An 18,100-nucleotide genomic window follows, 5' to 3' on the forward strand; every position below is an offset into this window, starting at 1 on the left:
ATCATAGAGTCCGTCGATTTCCTGCCAGTCGGTCTCCGCACTGCTGGGTGACTGTGCATGCACTGCCGCAATGGCGGCCTGCAGGGTATAAGGCCCGAAGCGCCGTGACAGCAAGGCTTGGCGCACCAGCTGATCGGCGCGCTGGATTTCCTGCCGGTCCCAGAGGCTGCGCTGCTGGTTTTCCAGTAGCACCAGCTCGCCTTGCGCATCCGTTCGCGTGGCCCGACGAGCATGGTGAAGCAACATCAGCGCCAGCAAGCCCTGGCATTCCGGGTCCGGCTGGTCGGTGCGTTCCGCCAACAAGGCCAGCACCAGCTCGGCCAGGCGAATCGCTTCCTCACTGAGATCATGGCGCAACGCCTGCTCGCCGGACGATGCCAGATAGCCCTCGTTGAACACCAGATAGATCACCTGCAGGACCGACTGCAGACGTTCCGCCAATGCCGCGCCTTCCGGCACCTCGTAGGGAATTTTCGCATCGCGGATCTTGCCCTTGGCGCGGACAATACGCTGGGCTACGGTGGCGGGTTTGCTGAGAAAGGCGCGGGCGATGGCTTCCGTGGTGAGTCCACACACTTCCCGTAATGTCAGCGCCACCTGTGCTTGCGCCGCCAGCCCCGGGTGGCAACAGGTGAAGATCAGGCGCAGCCGGTCATCCTCGATGGCGGCATTCTCTATCTCCATTTCCACCGTCGCCTGGGCGGCAAGGTGATCCGCCTGCTCACGCAATAGCGCGTCGTAACGGGCACGGCGGCGTAACTGATCGATGGCCTTGAAGCGCCCCGCAGAGACCAGCCAGGCACGGGGGTTGTCTGGCACGCCGTCTTCCGGCCATTGCCTCAGGGCGGCGACAAACGCTTCCTGCAAGGCATCTTCTGCCAGGTCGAAATCCCCCAGCAGACGAATCAGTGTCGCCAGTACCCGGCGGGACTCGCTGGCAAAAATCCGTTGAAGCGTGGTTTCCATGTCATCCATGACAGCCGGGTCCGGGTCAGTTTTCCTGTTCCTGAAGATGTTGCACCACCAGCGGTGCGAGCCCGGCGGCACTGCCAAAATAGTGCATCAATTCGATATCCAGATCAGGAAAACGCTCGCGGGCCTCTTCAATTTGTGCCGGAATATCCTTGCCCACGTGTTTCCCCTTGTTGAAGAACAACGGGTAAAGCTGCACGGTTTTCACCGGCTGATGTTCCAGCTGTTGAATCGCTTCAATCAAAGAGGGAGTCGCCAACTCGAGAAAACAGGGCAATACGGCCACGTATTCCTGCCCGGCGGCGTGGGCAGATTCCGCCACGGTGTCCACCAGCGCACGAAACTCGTCGTTGGCCGTTTCACTGCGGCTGCCATGGGCCATGATCAACAGGGCTTTGGACATGAGAGCTCCTTCGGAGCAGTTGAAAGTTAAAAGTGGAAAGTTAAAAGCGACACAAAACGTAATTCATACCACCGGCCCTGACCACGTTTGAACTTTTAACTTTCAACTTTTAACTCAAAGGCTTGCTCTATGACGATTGCATGGCGCTGCGCCAGTGCGTCACGATCATCATCGTAGCCGCCCCCGATCACCGTGGCCACAGGAACGTTACGCTGACGACAACGGGCAAGGACGCCCCGGTCGCGATCGGCGATACCCTGCTCGGAAATATGCAGGCGCCCCAACGGATCGTGCTGAAAGATATCCACGCCGGCGTCATAAAAAACCAGATCCGGCTGCACTGAATCCAGTAATCGATCCAGCGTCTCAAACACCGTATCCAGATAGTCCTGATCCGTCATACCCAGCGGCAACCCCACATCCAGATCGCTTTTCATCTTGCGCACCGGAAAGTTTTTCTCGCAATGAATGGAGCAGGTAAACGCCCGAGGCTCATCTGTCAGCATGGCTGCAGTGCCATCGCCCTGATGCACATCGCAATCAAACATCAGGGCTTTTTTCACCACGCCCCGGTTCAGTAACTGGCGCACCGCAAACGCCTGATCATTGAAGATGCAGAAACCGGAACCGAAATCGTAGTGGGCGTGATGGGTGCCGCCGGCCAGATGACAGGCGATACCGTGCTGCAGTGCCAGCTGCGCCGTCATCAAGGCTTCGCTCCACGGCAACCCCATGCGCCGTAGCGCCCTGGCATCCAGCGTCCCGTTCACCATGGCTGATACGTATTGCGGGCAGTGAGCCTGACTTAACAGTGCCGCCTTGGCCCGGCCGGGGCGGAATTCGTTATCGCCATGGGCAATACCCCGGCTGCGCAGGTAGCCATGCAGCCGGGCAAATTTTTCCATGGGAAAACGATGTTTGCCGGGAAAGGGAAAGCTGTATTCGGGATGATAAACAAGCGGCAGCACGGGCGACCTGACAGGCTGGACTCGATCGCCGTATTGTGTCGGTTAGCGGATCAAGCGGCAAACCAGGGGCACTTCAGGGTTCCGCAGGTGCCTTGCTCCCTCCATCCCTCTCACCCCCTTCACCCAATACCCGGTACAGAGTGATGCGCGACTGATACTGGTTGTAGATCAGATCCAGGCTGTTCTGGCGCGCACTGTTAAAACTGCTTTGCGCGCTGAGCACGTCGGTGAGCTCGGTTTCGCCTTCCTGATAACGCACCTGCGCCACCCGATAGGCTTCCTCGGCTTGCTGGTATGCCTCTTCACGATACTGCTGCTGCTCGGCCAACCCCTGCACATTACTCAACGATTGCTCCACTTCCTGCAGGGCCACCAGCAAGGTGCCGGTATAACTGGCCACCTGCTCTTGCCAGGCGGCCTTGCTCTGATTGATCCGCGCATTGCGGGCACCACCATCAAACAGGGTTTGCGCCAACGACACGCCCAGGCTGTACACCGCATCGCCATTGAACAACGACGACAGGGCGCTGCTGGCATAACCGCCACTACCGGTGAGCGTGATGGAGGGCCAGTAGTCCGCCCGGGCGGCGGCCACAGAATAATCCGCAGCCATCAGGCTGGCCTGGGCCTGGGCAATATCCGGGCGCTGGGCCAGCACCTGATCCGGTAAACCGGCCTGGATCTCCGGCAGCTGCAGATTGCTCAGGGTGCCGCCACCCACCTGGAATGCCTGCGGCATTTCTCCCACCAATACCGCCAGCGCATAACGGCTTTGCCGCAGCTGGTGACGCAAGGACGGCAACTGCGCTTTCACATTGGCGACCACGGTTTTCTGCTGGGCCAGATCCTGGGGGGAGACGGCACCGTTCTCTACCTTGGCCTGCACCACATCCAGCACTTGTTGGGCCAGCGCCAGATTCTCTTCCGACAGGGCCAGATTGTCCTGCAGATACAGCACCTGCAGATAGGTATTCACCACACTGGCAATCACCGTGAGCTGCACGGTATCGCGACTGAACTGGCTGGCCAGCAGGGAGGCCCGCGCCACATCACGGCTATTGCGAAGCTGCCCCCACAGGTCCAGCTCGTAGCTGGCACTCACGGAGGCGTTGTAGCTTTCACTGCTACCGCTTTCGCCAAATACACCACTGCGGCTGCCGCCGGCGCCCAACCCCAGGGTCGGGAACAGGGCTGAACCAGCCTGACTGAGTTGCGCATCCGCTTGCTCGACCCGCGCCGTCGCCGCCAGTAAATCCGTGTTAGCCGCCAGCGCCTGGTCCACCAACCGATCCAGTTCCGCACTGTTGAACTGCTGCCACCATTGCGGGTGATGCACCATGGCTTCGCTGGCCTGCTGCTGGTTAAGCCATTGTGCCGGCATGTTTTGTTCGGGCGCCTCCAGCCCGGACCGCATGGCGCAGCCGGATAACAGAACAACAACCGTCACCCATACCCGCTTGTTTATTGTCTTAGTCATTACTGAGTGCCTCCACAGGGTTCAGACGCGCGGCCTTCAATGCGGGGGCAAAGCCAAACAACAGGCCGATGCCCGCGGCACAAACAAACGCGGCCACCATCACTGGCACCGAGAACACAATGGCCATGCCGAAAGCGTCCAGCAGCCAGCCCACCAGTACCCCAATCACCACACCGATCACGCCACCCAGCGCAGACACCACCACCGCTTCGGTAAGAAACTGCTGCAGGATATTGCGCTGACGAGCGCCGGTGGCCATGCGGATACCAATTTCGTGAATACGCTCGGTGACGCTCACCAGCATGATGTTCATCACCCCGATCCCCCCCACCAATAATGAAATCGCCGCGATGGAGCCCAGCAGCAACGTCAGGGTGTTCTGGGTTTCCGACACCATATCCAACAAGGACGCCATATTGAAAACCCGCACATCCTCCTTCCCGTGACGCTGGGTCAACAGGTTAACCGCCGCGGTTTCGGTCTCATCGATGGCGGTAACGTCATCCACGGCCAGGGTGATGGAACGCAGATAATTCTGGCCGAACAGGCGCAGGGTGCCCGTCGACAAGGGCACGAACACCACATCATCCTGATCATCCCCCCAGTCGGTCGCCCCCTGGCGGCTCATCACACCGATTACCTGGAAGGGAATACTGTTGAGCAACAGAAACTGGCCCAACGGATCACTGTCCGGAAACAGGTTGGCTTTCACCGTCTGCCCAATCACGGCCACCGGCGCGTAGCTGGCTTCATCGCTGCTGTTGAAATACACCCCTTGCACCGGCTCCCAGTCGCGCAGGCTGGGGTAATCCGCACTCACCGCCTGCACACTGGTGGAAATATCCTTGCCGTTGGCCCGCGCCGTTACGCCGCCGGAAATTTCCGGTACGGCAACGCGAATATTGGGCAGGGTTTTCAGGGCTTCGGCATCCTCCGGCACCAGGGTGGCGATCACGCCGTCGGCAACGCGCTGTTGGCCCCGGTCCGGCCGGATCACCAGCAGGTTCACACCGCGCTCGCCAATGCGGGCCACCACGTCTTCCTTGGCGCCCTGGCCAATGGCCAGCATCACCACCACCGAGCCCACACCGATCACAATACCGAGCAAGGTAAGCAAGGTGCGCAGCCAGTTGGCGTGCAATGAGCGCAACGCCATGACCACGGATTCCAGCACTTCACCCAGGTCTGGAAAGCGGCTTTCCTGCGTCGGTTGCGGCACGGCGTGGGCCGCCTCCACACGGTGCGGGCGGCGACGGCGATCATCAATCACCTGTCCGTCGCGGATTTCCACTACCCGGTCCGCGTGCTCAGCCACCGCAGCATCGTGGGTAATCACGATCACCGTGTGACCTTGTTCCGCCAGCGCCTTGAGCTGGCCCATCACCGCGTCACCGCTAACGCTGTCCAGCGCGCCAGTGGGTTCATCGGCGAGAATCACCTTGCCTCCGTTCATCAAGGCACGGGCAATGGATACCCGCTGCTGCTGGCCACCGGACAGTTGGTTGGGCCGGTTTTCCAGTTTGTCCTGCAAGCCCAGATCAGCGAGCAGGGTCTGGGCGCGCTGTTTGCGCTCTTCTCGGGGCAGCCCCGCATAAATGGCGGGCAGGGCCACATTTTCCCAGGCGCTGGCGGTGCCTATCAGGTGGTAGCTCTGGAATACAAAACCGAACATCTCCCGGCGCAGCCAGGCCAGCTGCTCATGGTCCATGTCGGTCACCGCCCGCCCGGCGAAGCGGTAAACTCCGTCACTGGGTTGATCCAGGCAACCCAGAATGTGCATCAGTGTGGATTTGCCGGACCCGGAGCTACCCATGATGGCCACAAATTCGCCCGCCTCGATGGACAGGTCGATGCCATGCAGGACTTCCACTTCCTGCTCACCGGCCGGGTAACGTTTGCGGATGCCCGCCAGTTCGATCAGTGCCATCAGAACAATCCGCCGCGACGCGGACGGTCTTTTGACGCCCCGGCGGCTTGCCGGGCGGCCTGCCCCAGCAGCACCGTATCCCCTTCGTTCAAGCCTTCGAGAATCACCGTGCGCACCCGGTTATTGATGCCGGCTTTCACCGTCTTGTTCTGTGGCTGACCATCACTGCCCGGAACCTGCACCTGCCACTGGCCACGATCATTACGTTTCACCGCCGCCACCGGCAGGTTCAGCACATCCTTTTCCGAGTTCACGACAAAAAACACCTGGGCCGTCATCCCCGACATCAGCTTGCCCTGGGGGTTGGCGATATCGAATTCGGCGGTGTACAGCACCACGTTGTTCACCACTTCCGGGGTGGGCAGCACCTGGCGCAAGGTGCTGTCATAACGCACCTGGCCATTGCCCAGGGTGTTGAAGTAGACCGGCATGCCTGCCGCGAGGCGATCCACATCCGCTTCCGAGACCTGGGTCGATACCGTCATGGTGGACAGGTCGGCGATCCGCATCAGCGTCGGCGTGGTCTGGTTGGCATTGAGGGTCTGCCCTTCGCGGGCCTCCAGGCTGACCACAGTGCCACTGCGTGGCGCATAGATTTTTGCGTACCCAAGGTTGGCCTGGTCGCCTTCCACGCTGGCCTGCTTCTGACGAATCTGGGCTTTCAATACCTTGATCTGGGCGCGGGTAATGACCCGCGTGGAACGGGCGCTCTGAAAAGCATCGTCACTGGTGGCATTGGCAGCACGCAGCCGCTGTTGGCGCTGAAACTGCAGTTCGGCCAGATTCAGCTCGGCTTCACGTTGCTCCAGCTGCGCTCGCAGGGCTTCCAGTTCCGCCAGGCCCGCGTCCACCTGGGTTTGCTGTACAGAGGCGTCGATTTCCGCCAGCAATTGGCCCTGCTCCACACTGTCACCCACATCCACATGCAGCCGGGTAAGCTGGCCGGAGACCTGCGCACCCACGTCCACATAATCGCCCGGCTCCAGGGTGCCCAGCGCAGTGACCAGTTCTTCCACGTCGCCACGCTCCACCGTCGCCGTTTGCCACTGCGTAACCGGCGCCGACGTAAACCCCCAGCGCCAACCGGCAAGCAGCAGGGATACCATCAGAATGACAAACAAAAGAGCCGCTTTCGGATAACGGCGAATCCAGCGGGACATGGGCAATTCCACAGACCAGTAATGATGGTTGAGGAATATAGCGGGAAAAGTTGCAAGAAATGTGGAGGGGAGGGGAACAAGCTACAAGCTGCAACGCGGATTGGGGGCGCGGCCACACGTTAACCGCTCTGCCCGCGAAAGATCAGTTGAAAGTTCAAAGTGAAAAGTTGAAAAGGAAAACCAGGGAACGTTCCCTGTTTCCCTATCCAGTCTTGTAGCTTGTAGCTATTCCCTAGAACAACCACTCCATCCCATGACGGACCTGGTTGCGGGCGTTTTCAGTGATCACCTCACCGTGGGCCAGGCTGAGCCTTTCGAAGGGCCACTCCAGAATGCGGGTGACGCTGGCGCGGGCCTTGCGACGATTCAGGTAGACCAGGCGCAGCACCGGATGCCAACCCGGGGACTTCCACAGCCCTCCCAGCTTCAGGTACCAGCGGGTGAAACCGTGGTCACATTGATGAAAGTTTTCAATCAGGTCCGCCGCAATCAGGGTCTTGCTGGCCTGATGGTAGAACACCGTCTCGTGCAACATGGAGCCTTCAATAAAGACCAGCTCAAAGTCATCTCCCCAGTCCGGATGGGGTGTTTCCGAGAGTACCGCATCCAGCGACAGATCCTTGCGCTTGCTCGCCAGTTTCGCCGGCCCGTGCAACACCGCCTGCGGGTAACGCTGTTTCACTTCAGCGGCAAAAACATGGTGAAAAAGATTGGGGCAAACAATGTGGGTCACCTCGCCCAACGCCGCCAGCTCCTGGGCAAGAGGCTCATCCACCGGCACCGGGGAATGCAGCAGCAAACCGCCAGCAGACAATTTGATCACGGTCATGCGGGCACCCATGTGTAGCCCCATGAAGCTATGGGGAACCGAATACGCCCACACATTATTGGCAACAACATCGAGTAACGGCACAGCTGGCTCCTGAACATGACAATGACCTCAGGATACCTGCTTGATTCAGCGGATACAGCCTATTTACGCAATGGCTCCAGCAAGTTTTCCGTGCCGTCCATTTTCAGCATCAAGGCCAGCGCCATCAGCCGCCCCAACTCGCCCTTCGGAAAGCCTTTTTTGGTGAACCACAGCAGATAAGGCTCAGGGAGATCAATCAGCACCCGCCCGGCATATTTACCAAACGGCATGGTGCGTTCGACCAGAGCGGTCAAGTCTTCGTGTTTGAAATCCATAGGTATCCATCGTGATGGCAGGGGCGGGCCGTGGCCAGAGAGGAAAGGGACGATCACCCGGCCCCCATTACGTTATGCAGCCTACAGCCCAGCCACCTTACCGCCAAGCACAACCCCCATCATTCACCCTCTTCATTACCCTGCTCAGCGTTACGGCACATCTCCTCCGGCCATTCCAATTCGATGGTGGAGTGGGCAAAACCGTATTCCTTCACCAGCGCGCTGAAGCGGGATTTGAGCCCCCGCAGCTCCTCCATGGGCGGCTCACCACCCAACTTGATATGGGCGCTGAACACATGCTGCTGGCCGTCCAGACTCCACACATGGACATGGTGCACACCGGCTACGGCCGGCGGTGCCTGCAAGGCGTCCACCAGAGCATCGGTATCCACCTCCGTCGGCACCGCTTGCAGGAAGACCTTCAACGATGCCCATACATTGCGCGCCACATTGAACAGAATAAACAGGGTGAAACCGATGGACAGAATGGGATCGAGAATCGGGATTTCCCAGACCATCAGCACCAGCGACACCACCAACACGGCCACCCAGCCCAGCACATCCTCCAGCAGATGCCAGCGAATCACACTGGCATTCAACGAGGACTGGCGCAGTAACCGCCAGGCACCAATACCGTTTACCGTCACCCCGAGAATGGCCAACGCCAGCATGCCGGTGGCATTGGGCATTTCCGGTGCCCACAGGCGGGGAATGGCTTCGCTGATCACGAAGATCGACCCGGCAATCAGCACCAGCGCATTGAGCAACGCAGCCAGCACTGACAACCGCTGGTAGCCATAGCTGAAGCGCTGGTCCGCCTGTTTGCGGCTGACTTTGCCCAGCACCCAACCCATGCCGATGGCCAGGGTATCGCCCAGGTCGTGTACCGCATCGGACAGAATCGCCACCGAATTCACCATCAGCCCACCGACAAATTCGATGATGGTGAAGGTGAAATTCAGCCAGAACGCCATTCCGATGGCCCGGTCCTCATCACCGTGACCGTGGGTATGTGAATGCGGCGAATGTGGCGCATGTGAAGAGTGATCATGCATCATCGTTCCTCCATCACGTCGCGCAGCGCATCGGGAATCGGCATGGGCTGCAGCGGGTTCACATTGGCGCCGCCGGTATTGCCGACCGGCACCCATAACCGCGACATGACCAGCGCCGCCAACAGGCGTAGCATCTGTCCGCGGATTTCCCGCGCCTCGCGGCGTTGCCAGCCCACTTTCAACATCCACCAGTGGCTCAGGGTATGCGCGCCGACCCGTCGCTGCCCCAGAATATGCGCCCGCTCCAACTGGGCAAACGCCCGGTCCCAGTCCTGGCTGGCATAAGCCCGCCGTGCCGCCTCCATGGCGGCGTAAAACGCCCGTCGTTGCCTGTCGTGCATCACCCTGCTCCTTGATTCTGTTTCACCCTGGCTCCATTAAAAAAGCTATAGTGACTACAGGTTCAAGTCCGGTTATCCATTATAACGAGGTCATCATGTCTACCCTCTTTTCCATCGGCACCCTCAGCAGCGCCACCGGCTGCAAGGTGGAGACCATCCGTTATTACGAAAAAATTGGCCTGATGCCCGAGCCCGCCCGCAGCGAAGGGGGCCAGCGCCGTTATCACCGCAGCCACCGGGAACGGCTGCAGTTTATCCGCCACAGCCGGGAGCTGGGCTTCACCCTGGATAACATCCGCGAGCTGCTGGCGCTCAGCGAACAGCATCAGCATGCCGATGCCGTCGCCCGGCGACACCGGGACGCCGTACAAAACCGCATCAGCGCACTGACTGCCCTGCGCAACGAATTGGACCGGATGATCGGCGAATGCGAGAAAGGACACCCGGGCGAATGCCGGGTGATTGAGCTACTAAGCGATCACGGGCAGTGCCTGACCGACCACAGCGGGTAATCCCGGCCACAGCGCCCTGACCTGCCGGACGCTGACACTTTTACAACAGCTTCCATACCGATATACCCCATATGGGTGAGGCGTTTTTTCCCCAGTTTCCTACAATTGTTGCAACGGGCCCGTTTACCGGGCCAATAAGGTCATCAATGAAGGGAACAAGGGGAACGACCATGAAATGGACCATTGGCATTGCCGCACTATTCGCCTCACAGTTTGCTGCCGCTGATTATTATTCCAGCGTCGACGACGACACCTGCTGGGATGCCCGCAACAGTAGCGGTGGCCCCTGCATGGTGGTGCACAAAACCAAATGGAGTGAATACAGCAAGGACAACTTCATCATTACCTACCGCAACACCTGCAGCCACCGCATCTATGCCCGCTTCTGTAACGAGCGCAAGAACGGTTCCGAGGATTGCGGCGCTTCCGGCATCGGCGCGGGCAACACTAAAAGCTGGTCTACCCACAATGCCAATGGCCGCTACAGCTACAACTCCATTGGTGTGGTAAAAGGCTCCAAGGACTGGGTGTGCTCCGGCAAGGTGTCCAACTGGCACGACTGACATCCGCATATCGCCAAAAGCTGTCACGTTTAAGCCCGGCTTGCCGGGCTTAAACGCATTGCCGGTTTCCCGCTCTGAGGTTCGCGCCTCAAGAGGCACTCCTACCGAAAAGCCGACGTCCCCTGACTGGTGAGAACGGTGGTCCCACCGCGATGCAAACAACGTTGGTTAAGCGGCAGGATGCACGCCTTAACTCAGCCACAGGTGGTTATCCCACCACCCCCCCGGCAGTTCCAGCCACTGGCTTTGTACCTCTGCGGTGCGGCTATCGTAGTAGCGGCATTTGCCCTGCCCCGAGGTCACCGCAAAACCACCCGGCACCGCGCCAACACCGGCACAGTCGGACATGGGCGCATCCAGCAGCGTATCGCCGCTATCCAGATCCCAGATAAAGAAACGGTTTCCCCGTGGCGCGGTCATGGCCACTTGCCGCTGCTCGCTGTGAATGGCAATGCTGGCCGTGTATTGATCCATCATCGCCAGTTGTGCCCGGCTGACCGGGAACGGTTGATAGGCTTCCCCGGGCCGCTTGATCGCCAGTAACGGCACACTGTTGTAGGCCGGGCCATGGTACTGCTGGCCGGTAATCACGGTGCCATCGGCAGCCACATCCAGGTGGCGGATGCTGCTTTGAGCGTCGGCCAAAGTTTCCTTGCTGATCAATTCGCCATGGCGGCTCATGATCACCAGGCTGGGCGCCATGGCGTCCAGGTTCATTTCCTCACGGCTGCCGCCTTCGGTACGAATTCCCCCATTACCGATCACCAGGGATTCGCCGTCCGGCATCCAGGCCAGCTCGTGGGGACCGACACCGTGGGTGGTCGCTTCGCCGTCATGGACTAGCTGCAAAGCAGCCCGATCCAACCGGTACCGCCCCAGCACACCGCGCCCTGGTTCGCGGGTATCGTTTTCGGTGGTGTATAGCCACTCGCCGCGGGCATGGAATACAGCATGGCCATAGAAGTGCCGATCCGGCTGACTGTGCAGGGTTTGCAGCAGTCGGCCATCGCGCAGGTCAATCAAGTAACTTTCCCGGGCCGGGCGGCGCCCCACATACAACGCCACCGGCAGAAACGGATGGCGGGCCACCGCGTGGCAGCGCTCGGGCACCGGCGTGGCAAACGCCCGTTTGCCGCTCAGGTAGTAACCCACCGCATAGTGCTGACCGTCGTCATCGTTGCGCGCAGAAAGCAGCAGGGGTGATTCACCCGCCGTGCCGGTCCACAGTGACCAGCCACCCAACGCGGCCAGGCCGGCCATCGCCGCACCAGCCCCCAGCAACTTCCGTCGTGTTAGTGACATAACGCTCTCCGCAAGCCCGCTATGGCATCGCAATGAAGCGCGGGCACGACGTTGAATTATCGACACACCCTCCCGCGCTTTTTTAACTTTTAGCTTTTAGCTTTTAACTCGCAACTCGCAACTCGCAACTCGCAACTCGCAACTGACCCTAATCCCCATCGTTGGCGTTAAAACCGATCTGGATATTGAGATTGCGAGCCAACTCCGTCTGCTGACGGTTTTCCAGATTATCCAGCGCGGCATAGAGCGTCGTCAGCGTCTCGCTGTGTTGCGGCGCCTGCACCAGCTCCATCAACGGCGCTGGCAAAGCCGCAAGCTGGTTGGCCACATCCGCATAGGCCTGGTCGATGTCTTTCACCAGGGCCGCATCGCTCACCAGCGAACGCACCCGCTCCCATACCGCCTGCGCGCCCTGCAACGACGCCTGCAGGTTTTCAATGGACTGCCGGCTACGCCACGCTTCCGCCTGGTAAGGCTGCGCCACGCCCTGATTCAGCCGCCCCATGGGGGTGCCCAGTTTTTTCTTCAGCACATCCACCCCGGTGATCTGCGTGCGCAGAATTGCCGCCAGGCCTTCATCCGCCGTGGCGTAACGCTCATTGGGGAAGTCGCGCAACTGCGCCAGCATGCCGCCCGGCTCATTCCACAGCGCCAGCACCGACTCGGACAGCGCCAGCTGATGACCGGCGATACCGGTCAGCAGCGGGCAGTAGCGGTCATGCTTCTCCGCCAGGGCGACCGATTGATCAAACAGCACATACTCAAACGCCGTCAGCCCCTGCACCACCACGCTGGCCTTCTCCAGCTGCTCACCGGTCAACGAATCCGTCTCGTCCAGCAACGATTCCGTCTGGCGAACCACCATGTTGCGTTTGTCCGGCCAGAACTGAACCTGCCAGCTGCGGTTGCCTTCGGATAACGGCCCGACCATTAACGGTTGCAGGTGCGACCACCGGGACTGGGCCTGATAAAACGCGGTTTCCAGATCATCCACAGATGCCTGTGGAGCTGTGCAGTACGCCTCCACCGCGTCTACCAGGGCAGCATTGCTGTCGCGCCACTGCTGATGGGCCGGCAGCAGCAGCTCGTTGGCCAGCTGCACTGTGACTTCCTGACGCGGGTTACTGCACGCCGTCAGCAGCATCGACAAGGAAACTGACACCAGCACAATCAAAGCACGCATGATCCATCCTCAACCTTGGAACCGTTACAGAAAAAATTACAAAGAGTTCAGAAACGCCAACAGCGCCGCCCGTTGCTCGGCGTCAAACGCCAGTACCGCGTCCCGCGACCCGGCCGCTTCGCCGCCATGCCAGAGGATCGCCTCCATCAGGTTGCGGGCGCGGCCATCGTGCAGAAACTGGGTGTGGCCATTCACCGCCTCGGTGAGGCCGATACCCCAGAGCGGCGGCGTGCGCCATTCCTGACCATTGGCCAGGAACTCCGGGCGACCGTCTGCCAGACCCGGCCCCATGTCATGCAGCAACATGTCGGTATAGGGCCGGATGGTCTGGTTAGCCAGCTCCGGTTCGGCGGCGTCGGCACCGGTGGTGAACACCGGCACATGGCAGCCCTGGCAGTTAGCCTGGAAGAACAGGCTCTTGCCCGCCAGCACCTGCGCATCATCCACATCCCGGCGGGCGGGAACCGCCAGATTGCGGGTATAGAAAGTGACGTTGTCGAGAATCGAGTCGCTCACTTCCACCTCGCCGCCATTGGGCATGGCCAGGCAATCGGGCTGGGCAGCGGAACAGGAATCCGTTGGCACCAGATGGCTGGTCAGCCCCATGTCATTGGCGAAAGCTTCCGCATTCTGCTGGCGCAAACTGGGCTGGCCGGCTTTCCAGCCGAAACGCCCCATGGCGGTGGTGTTGTTGCTGCGATCCCAGACCCGGTTGGCCCGGCCACTGATACCATCACCGTCCTCATCCTCCGGGTCGGCATGGGCCAGCAGGTCCGCTTCCGGAATCGCTTCCAGCAGCCCCAACCCAATCACCGGCGGTGCAATGCGCGCGGAAAACAGCGTCGCCGGGTGCATCTCGCCATACGCCAGGTTGCTGAAGCTCAGGCGGGGGACGCGCAGAGCCACCTGATAACCGTCCTCAAACGTGACGATCCGGGTGCGGTAATCGACCCGTACCCGCCCCTCCGGTTCAACACCCGGAATGGCCGCATCCTGAAACTGCCCGCCGTAGGTTGGCTCGGGCATCAAGCCGCTCCGGGTCAGGTCATCGTCGGTCCCCGCCGGCACCGACAAGCGCACCAGCATGGACACCGCCTGCCTGGCATCAGGTGCGGGCGGGTGCCCGCGACCATCCTTGATATGACAGTTCTGGCACGCGTTGGTGTTGAACAGCGGCCCCAGCCCGTCACGGGCATCGGTGGAGGCCGGCGCGATTACCCAGGGGTTGCGGAAAAAGCTGTTGCCCACGCTGAAATCCAGCCGCCGCGACGGCGACAAATTGGCCAACGGCAGAGAGAAGGCGTTCTGGTCCGTCTTGGTCACCGTGGCTTCACCCGCAGACAACACCTCGCCAGGTTCGGCTTCGGTAAACGAGGGGCCGGCATCACAGGCCGCCAGCAGGGCGGCAAGGGTCAACGGGAGATATCGCAAGGGGCAGTCTTCCTTCTTTCTTGATGGCTGGCGGACAGCTGGCTAGAGAAGCGCGCCTGCAGCCCTAAGGGGGCCGCCGCCCCGTGTGCATGCGCGTCTTTCCGGTTCTGGCGTCAGAAACTGTGATTGGCGGTATCCGGGTTCAGGGCCTGGATGTTCAACACCCGCGCCGCTTTCTCGATGCTGGTGGTCTGCACGACCAGGGCACCAATGGCGGCATTCACCGTGTCGGCACCCTGGGCATTGCCCGGGGCAATCAGCTGATCGAAATGGGTCCCGTTGTTGGCGCTATCTACCAGCACCTGCAGCGCCGCCTCGCTGGCGTTCAGGTCGGTTTTCAGCTGGCTGTCCGCCGCCGGCTGGTTCGCCGCCACCAGGTCGCTCAGCGAGGGGCCGGTCAGGGTTTCCCCGTTGCTCCGCTGATACTCGCCCAGATACACATTGCGAATGCCCTTGCCATTATAGAAGTGCGACGCATGGGTGTTATCGCTGAAGCAGTCGTGCTCGTCTTCCGGGGAGTGCGCCGCCAGCGCCACTTTCATGCGCTCGCCGGCCAGCTCGCCCAACGACAGGCTGCCCATGCCGAACAGCATCTTGCGCAGGCCGTTTTCCACGCTGTCCGCTTCCAGTTCGGCCCGGTAATTTTCTTCACCCGGTCGCCATTCATCCACCATCACTTCCAGATCGTCGATAAGCAGATCGGTCACTACCGACAGGTATTCGCGCCGACGCTCGTTATGACCACCCGTTGCGTCCGGGCCGGTGGCGAAATCCGTTGCCGGGCGCTGGCCGGCACCGGCGTCAGTGCCGTTCAGGTCCTGGCCCCACAGCAAGAATTCAATGGCGTGGTAACCGGTAGCCACGTTCACCTCGGAACCGCCCAGTTCGTTGAGGCTGGCCAACAGTTCCGCGTTCAGGTCGCTCAGGTCCAGGGTCTGTTCACCGATTTTCAATGACTCGCTGGCAATAATATTGGCGCGGGCACCGGGGTTGCCCATCACCGCCTGATAGTCCTCGTTCACGTAATCGATCAGGCCTTCATCCAGCGGCCAGGCATTCACCTGCCCTTCCCATTCATCCACCACAGCATTGCCGAAGCGGAATACTTCAGTCTGCATGTAGGGCACCCGCGCGGCACGCCAGGCATCGCGGGCGGCGGCCAGGTTGGCCTCGGTGGGCGCGGCCAATAGCGTGCCGATCTGCGTTTTCAACTCGCAGGCACCGGCCAACGCATCGCTATACGTCGCCAAGGCCACATCGCCATAGTGGCTAACCACCTGCCTGCCAAGGGCATCATCATAAGCCGGGGCCACATCTGCATCCGTGGATTGCGGTTCGTCACTACAGGCAGACAGAAACAGGGAGGCCAGCAACAGGCCTCCGGTGGACAGGCGGGTCAGCATGAAAATTCCTCGATCAGATCAAACATCACAAGCAAACGCGCAGATCAGAGCCGGCGCGGAAACAGTCTGGGCGCACATAATGCGAATTATTCTCATCTTTTTAAAGGGGTGCGTGCAAAATTTGCACATTCCCTGCGTTTTTTTCACCGTAATTCATCGGATTCTTCGGGATAAACAGGCCGTTTCCGGTGAACACTGTTCACAAAACGCCTAGAATAGCGCCGCCCTCCACTCTTCACTCTCTGCCCATAGTGCGAGTCGCCCGTTATGACTACCGTTTTGCTGATCCTGGTGGCGCTGGGCTTTTTGTCCATCGTCGTCGAAGACATCGTTCATATTGATAAAGCGAAAACCACCCTGTTTTTCGGGTCATTCGCCTGGCTTTTGTTCTTTATTGCCCCGCCGGCCCACCTCAGTCACGACGCGCTGATGGAAAGCCTGAATGAAAACCTGCTGGATATTGCTACCCTGTGGCTGTTCCTGATGGCCGCCATGACCTTTGTGGCCTACCTGTCCGGTAAGGGCATTATCGACAGCCTGGTCAACAAGCTGCTGCCCGAACACATCAGCGAACGTAAATTGATGCTGCTCACCGGCCTGTTTGCCTTTCTGTTCTCCTCCATGGCCGACAACATTACCGCCACTCTGGTGTGCATCGCCGTGCTGATGAATCTGAACCTGCCGGCGAAGAAACTGATGCGCTACGTGGTGCTGGTGGTGTTCTCGGTGAATGCCGGCGGCACTGCCCTGATCACCGGCGATGTCACCACGCTGATGATCTTCCTGGCCGGCAAAGTGGAAATTCCGGACCTGCTGCTGCTCAGCCTGCCCGCCGCCGGCGCCGTGGCCGTGCTCGCCTTGATGCTCTCTCTGGGACTCAGTGGCGAGGTGCATATCCAGAAAAAAAGCAGCGCCATCGAGCGCGGCGACAAGGTTATCGCCCTGCTGTTCTTCGCCACCATTGTCGGCACCATCGCCGCCAACGTGGCCTTCGGCATTCCGCCGGTGCTGTGTTTCCTGTTCGGCCTGTCCTTGATGTTCATGGTGGTGCAGTTCCTGAACAAGGACGAACCGATTCTGGAATACATTCGCAAGATCGAGTTCGACACCCTGCTGTTTTTCCTGGGCGTATTGCTGCTGGTCGGCATGCTCAAGGAACTGGGAATGCTGGCCTACTTCCCGGCACTGTATGACGTGATGCCACCGGTGGCCGCCAACTTCCTGGTGGGCCTGGCGTCGGCCCTGTTTGACAACGTGCCGCTCACCGCCGCCCTGCTCAATTCCGGCATCGAAATGAACCTGGCCCAGTGGCTGTCGCTGACCTATTCGGTCGGGGTGGGTGGCGCACTTCTTGTCATCGGCTCCGCCGCCGGCGTGATCGCCATGAGCAAGATCGAAGCGCTGACATTCGGCAGCTACCTGCGATATTTCGGCTATCTGTTGGTGGCCTATAGTGTTGGTTTTGCTGCGGTCCTTGGGCTCGGCCAGCTTCTGTAGCCCCAGCTATACGCCGGACCGGGGTTCCCGGTCCGGCCTACCAGCGGCCTTCGCGCTGCAGCTGATTTTTCCATTTTCGCCAGCGGGGTTCTGCATACGCCGGGCGTGGCTTGAGTGCCCGTAACGGCGCCCAGTCATTCTCGCCCAGCCGGCTCATCCATTCCTCATCCGGCAGAACCGCCTCCCCTTCATGAGGCTCCCCATGGCAGCTATAACGGAAACGCAGCAACCACAGCGTTTCCTCTCCGTCCTCGGGCTCATTGTATTGCGTCACTGACAACACCACCCCATCCACATTGGTGCCGTGTTCTCTGAGCAAGGCCCGCTCGTAGTAATAGCCAATGCTGCTTGCACTGGTCACCAACGCCATGATCATGACCCCAATGCCGACCAGCGCAAAGAAGGCCCCGCCAAACGCCGCCCCCCAATCATCGCCACCTTCAAACCAGAGCAGACCGACGCCAACCGCCGCAAACGGCAAGCCAAGAAAGAAGAAGAGCATGAAGAAAAGGGAAAAATGCCGACGCGCCGTTTGCAGCAGCAGCGGCCAGCTGAGTGGCCCAATGGCCATAGAGTGACTCCCGTCCCTGGAAAAACCAGACAGAAGCATACCGAAAAAGCCCCCGGACCCCGAGGGCTAAGGAACCTCTGAATAACTCCTTGCATGCTCAGTCTTTCAGGCTGGCTCGCAATCTATACCCCATTCGGGGCACAGAGG

18 protein-coding genes are annotated in these 18,100 nt (G+C 60.2%); 3 read left to right on the top strand and 15 right to left on the bottom strand.

Annotated features, from left to right (window positions below; genetic code table 11):
• From A3730_RS00130 to A3730_RS00175, 10 genes are all read right to left on the bottom strand, one after another.
• The coding region (locus tag A3730_RS00130; protein ID WP_063537185.1) for an RNA polymerase sigma factor at window positions 1–975 on the bottom strand (975 nt) is incomplete at its 3' end.
• A 16-nt stretch (window positions 976–991) separates the two neighbouring features.
• Window positions 992–1,375: a sirohydrochlorin chelatase gene (locus tag A3730_RS00135; protein ID WP_063520080.1), complete on the bottom strand. Its 384-nt coding sequence runs from the start codon at window positions 1,373–1,375 to the stop codon at window positions 992–994.
• 95 nt (window positions 1,376–1,470) lie between these two features.
• Complete coding sequence (locus A3730_RS00140; protein ID WP_063537187.1) at window positions 1,471–2,343, bottom strand: histone deacetylase; 873 nt, start codon at window positions 2,341–2,343, stop codon at window positions 1,471–1,473.
• 73 nt (window positions 2,344–2,416) lie between these two features.
• Window positions 2,417–3,820: an efflux transporter outer membrane subunit gene (locus A3730_RS00145; protein ID WP_063537189.1), complete on the bottom strand. Its 1,404-nt coding sequence runs from the start codon at window positions 3,818–3,820 to the stop codon at window positions 2,417–2,419.
• Entirely contained in the window at window positions 3,813–5,747 is a 1,935-nt protein-coding gene (locus tag A3730_RS00150) for a MacB family efflux pump subunit (protein WP_063519600.1), read from the bottom strand. Before A3730_RS00150 ends, A3730_RS00145 begins: the two co-directional genes overlap by 8 nt.
• Window positions 5,747–6,907 carry an efflux RND transporter periplasmic adaptor subunit gene (locus tag A3730_RS00155; protein WP_063537191.1) on the bottom strand — a complete coding sequence of 387 codons (1,161 nt, stop codon included), beginning with the start codon at window positions 6,905–6,907 and terminating at the stop codon, window positions 5,747–5,749. The genes A3730_RS00150 and A3730_RS00155 overlap by 1 nt, the downstream gene beginning before the upstream one ends.
• Before the next feature lie 232 nt (window positions 6,908–7,139).
• Window positions 7,140–7,820 (bottom strand): DUF4336 domain-containing protein, encoded by a 681-nt coding sequence (locus A3730_RS00160; RefSeq protein WP_082872203.1) that lies wholly within the window; start codon window positions 7,818–7,820, stop codon window positions 7,140–7,142.
• A 59-nt stretch (window positions 7,821–7,879) separates the two neighbouring features.
• Window positions 7,880–8,095 carry a DUF3820 family protein gene (locus A3730_RS00165; protein WP_063519858.1) on the bottom strand — a complete coding sequence of 72 codons (216 nt, stop codon included), beginning with the start codon at window positions 8,093–8,095 and terminating at the stop codon, window positions 7,880–7,882.
• Between the two features lie 119 nt (window positions 8,096–8,214).
• Window positions 8,215–9,069 (bottom strand): cation diffusion facilitator family transporter, encoded by an 855-nt coding sequence (locus A3730_RS00170; RefSeq protein ID WP_063519864.1) that lies wholly within the window; start codon window positions 9,067–9,069, stop codon window positions 8,215–8,217.
• Window positions 9,070–9,149: 80 nt separating this feature from the next.
• Complete coding sequence (locus A3730_RS00175) at window positions 9,150–9,491, bottom strand: DUF3703 domain-containing protein (protein WP_063519859.1); 342 nt, start codon at window positions 9,489–9,491, stop codon at window positions 9,150–9,152.
• A 95-nt stretch (window positions 9,492–9,586) separates the two neighbouring features.
• Here A3730_RS00175 and A3730_RS00180 point away from each other — a divergent pair, with 95 nt between their 5' ends.
• Window positions 9,587–10,003 (top strand): helix-turn-helix domain-containing protein, encoded by a 417-nt coding sequence (locus A3730_RS00180; protein WP_063519860.1) that lies wholly within the window; start codon window positions 9,587–9,589, stop codon window positions 10,001–10,003.
• A gap of 170 nt (window positions 10,004–10,173) precedes the next feature.
• Complete coding sequence (locus A3730_RS00185) at window positions 10,174–10,566, top strand: hypothetical protein (protein ID WP_007148686.1); 393 nt, start codon at window positions 10,174–10,176, stop codon at window positions 10,564–10,566.
• Between the two features lie 189 nt (window positions 10,567–10,755).
• Here the strand turns inward: A3730_RS00185 and A3730_RS00190 are convergent, their stop codons facing one another.
• From A3730_RS00190 to A3730_RS00205, 4 genes are all read right to left on the bottom strand, one after another.
• On the bottom strand, window positions 10,756–11,868 hold the full coding sequence (locus A3730_RS00190) for a DUF1513 domain-containing protein (protein WP_063519861.1): 1,113 nt from the start codon (window positions 11,866–11,868) through the stop codon (window positions 10,756–10,758).
• A 148-nt stretch (window positions 11,869–12,016) separates the two neighbouring features.
• Window positions 12,017–13,051: an imelysin family protein gene (locus tag A3730_RS00195; protein ID WP_082872204.1), complete on the bottom strand. Its 1,035-nt coding sequence runs from the start codon at window positions 13,049–13,051 to the stop codon at window positions 12,017–12,019.
• Window positions 13,052–13,087: 36 nt separating this feature from the next.
• On the bottom strand, window positions 13,088–14,482 hold the full coding sequence (locus tag A3730_RS00200) for a di-heme oxidoredictase family protein (protein WP_063537192.1): 1,395 nt from the start codon (window positions 14,480–14,482) through the stop codon (window positions 13,088–13,090).
• 113 nt (window positions 14,483–14,595) lie between these two features.
• The gene (locus A3730_RS00205) at window positions 14,596–15,885 is read right to left on the bottom strand and encodes an imelysin family protein (RefSeq protein WP_063537193.1); all 1,290 of its coding nucleotides are present in this window, start codon (window positions 15,883–15,885) and stop codon (window positions 14,596–14,598) included.
• A gap of 267 nt (window positions 15,886–16,152) precedes the next feature.
• Between A3730_RS00205 and nhaD the strand changes: the two genes are divergently transcribed.
• Window positions 16,153–17,382: a sodium:proton antiporter NhaD gene (gene nhaD, locus A3730_RS00210; RefSeq protein WP_063537195.1), complete on the top strand. Its 1,230-nt coding sequence runs from the start codon at window positions 16,153–16,155 to the stop codon at window positions 17,380–17,382.
• A gap of 37 nt (window positions 17,383–17,419) precedes the next feature.
• Here the strand turns inward: nhaD and A3730_RS00215 are convergent, their stop codons facing one another.
• Window positions 17,420–17,953, bottom strand: a complete 534-nt coding sequence (locus tag A3730_RS00215; protein WP_063537197.1) for a hypothetical protein — start codon at window positions 17,951–17,953, stop codon at window positions 17,420–17,422.
• Window positions 17,954–18,100 lie beyond the last annotated feature (147 nt).

The sequence above is a fragment of the Alcanivorax sp. HI0044 genome, from assembly GCF_001634945.1.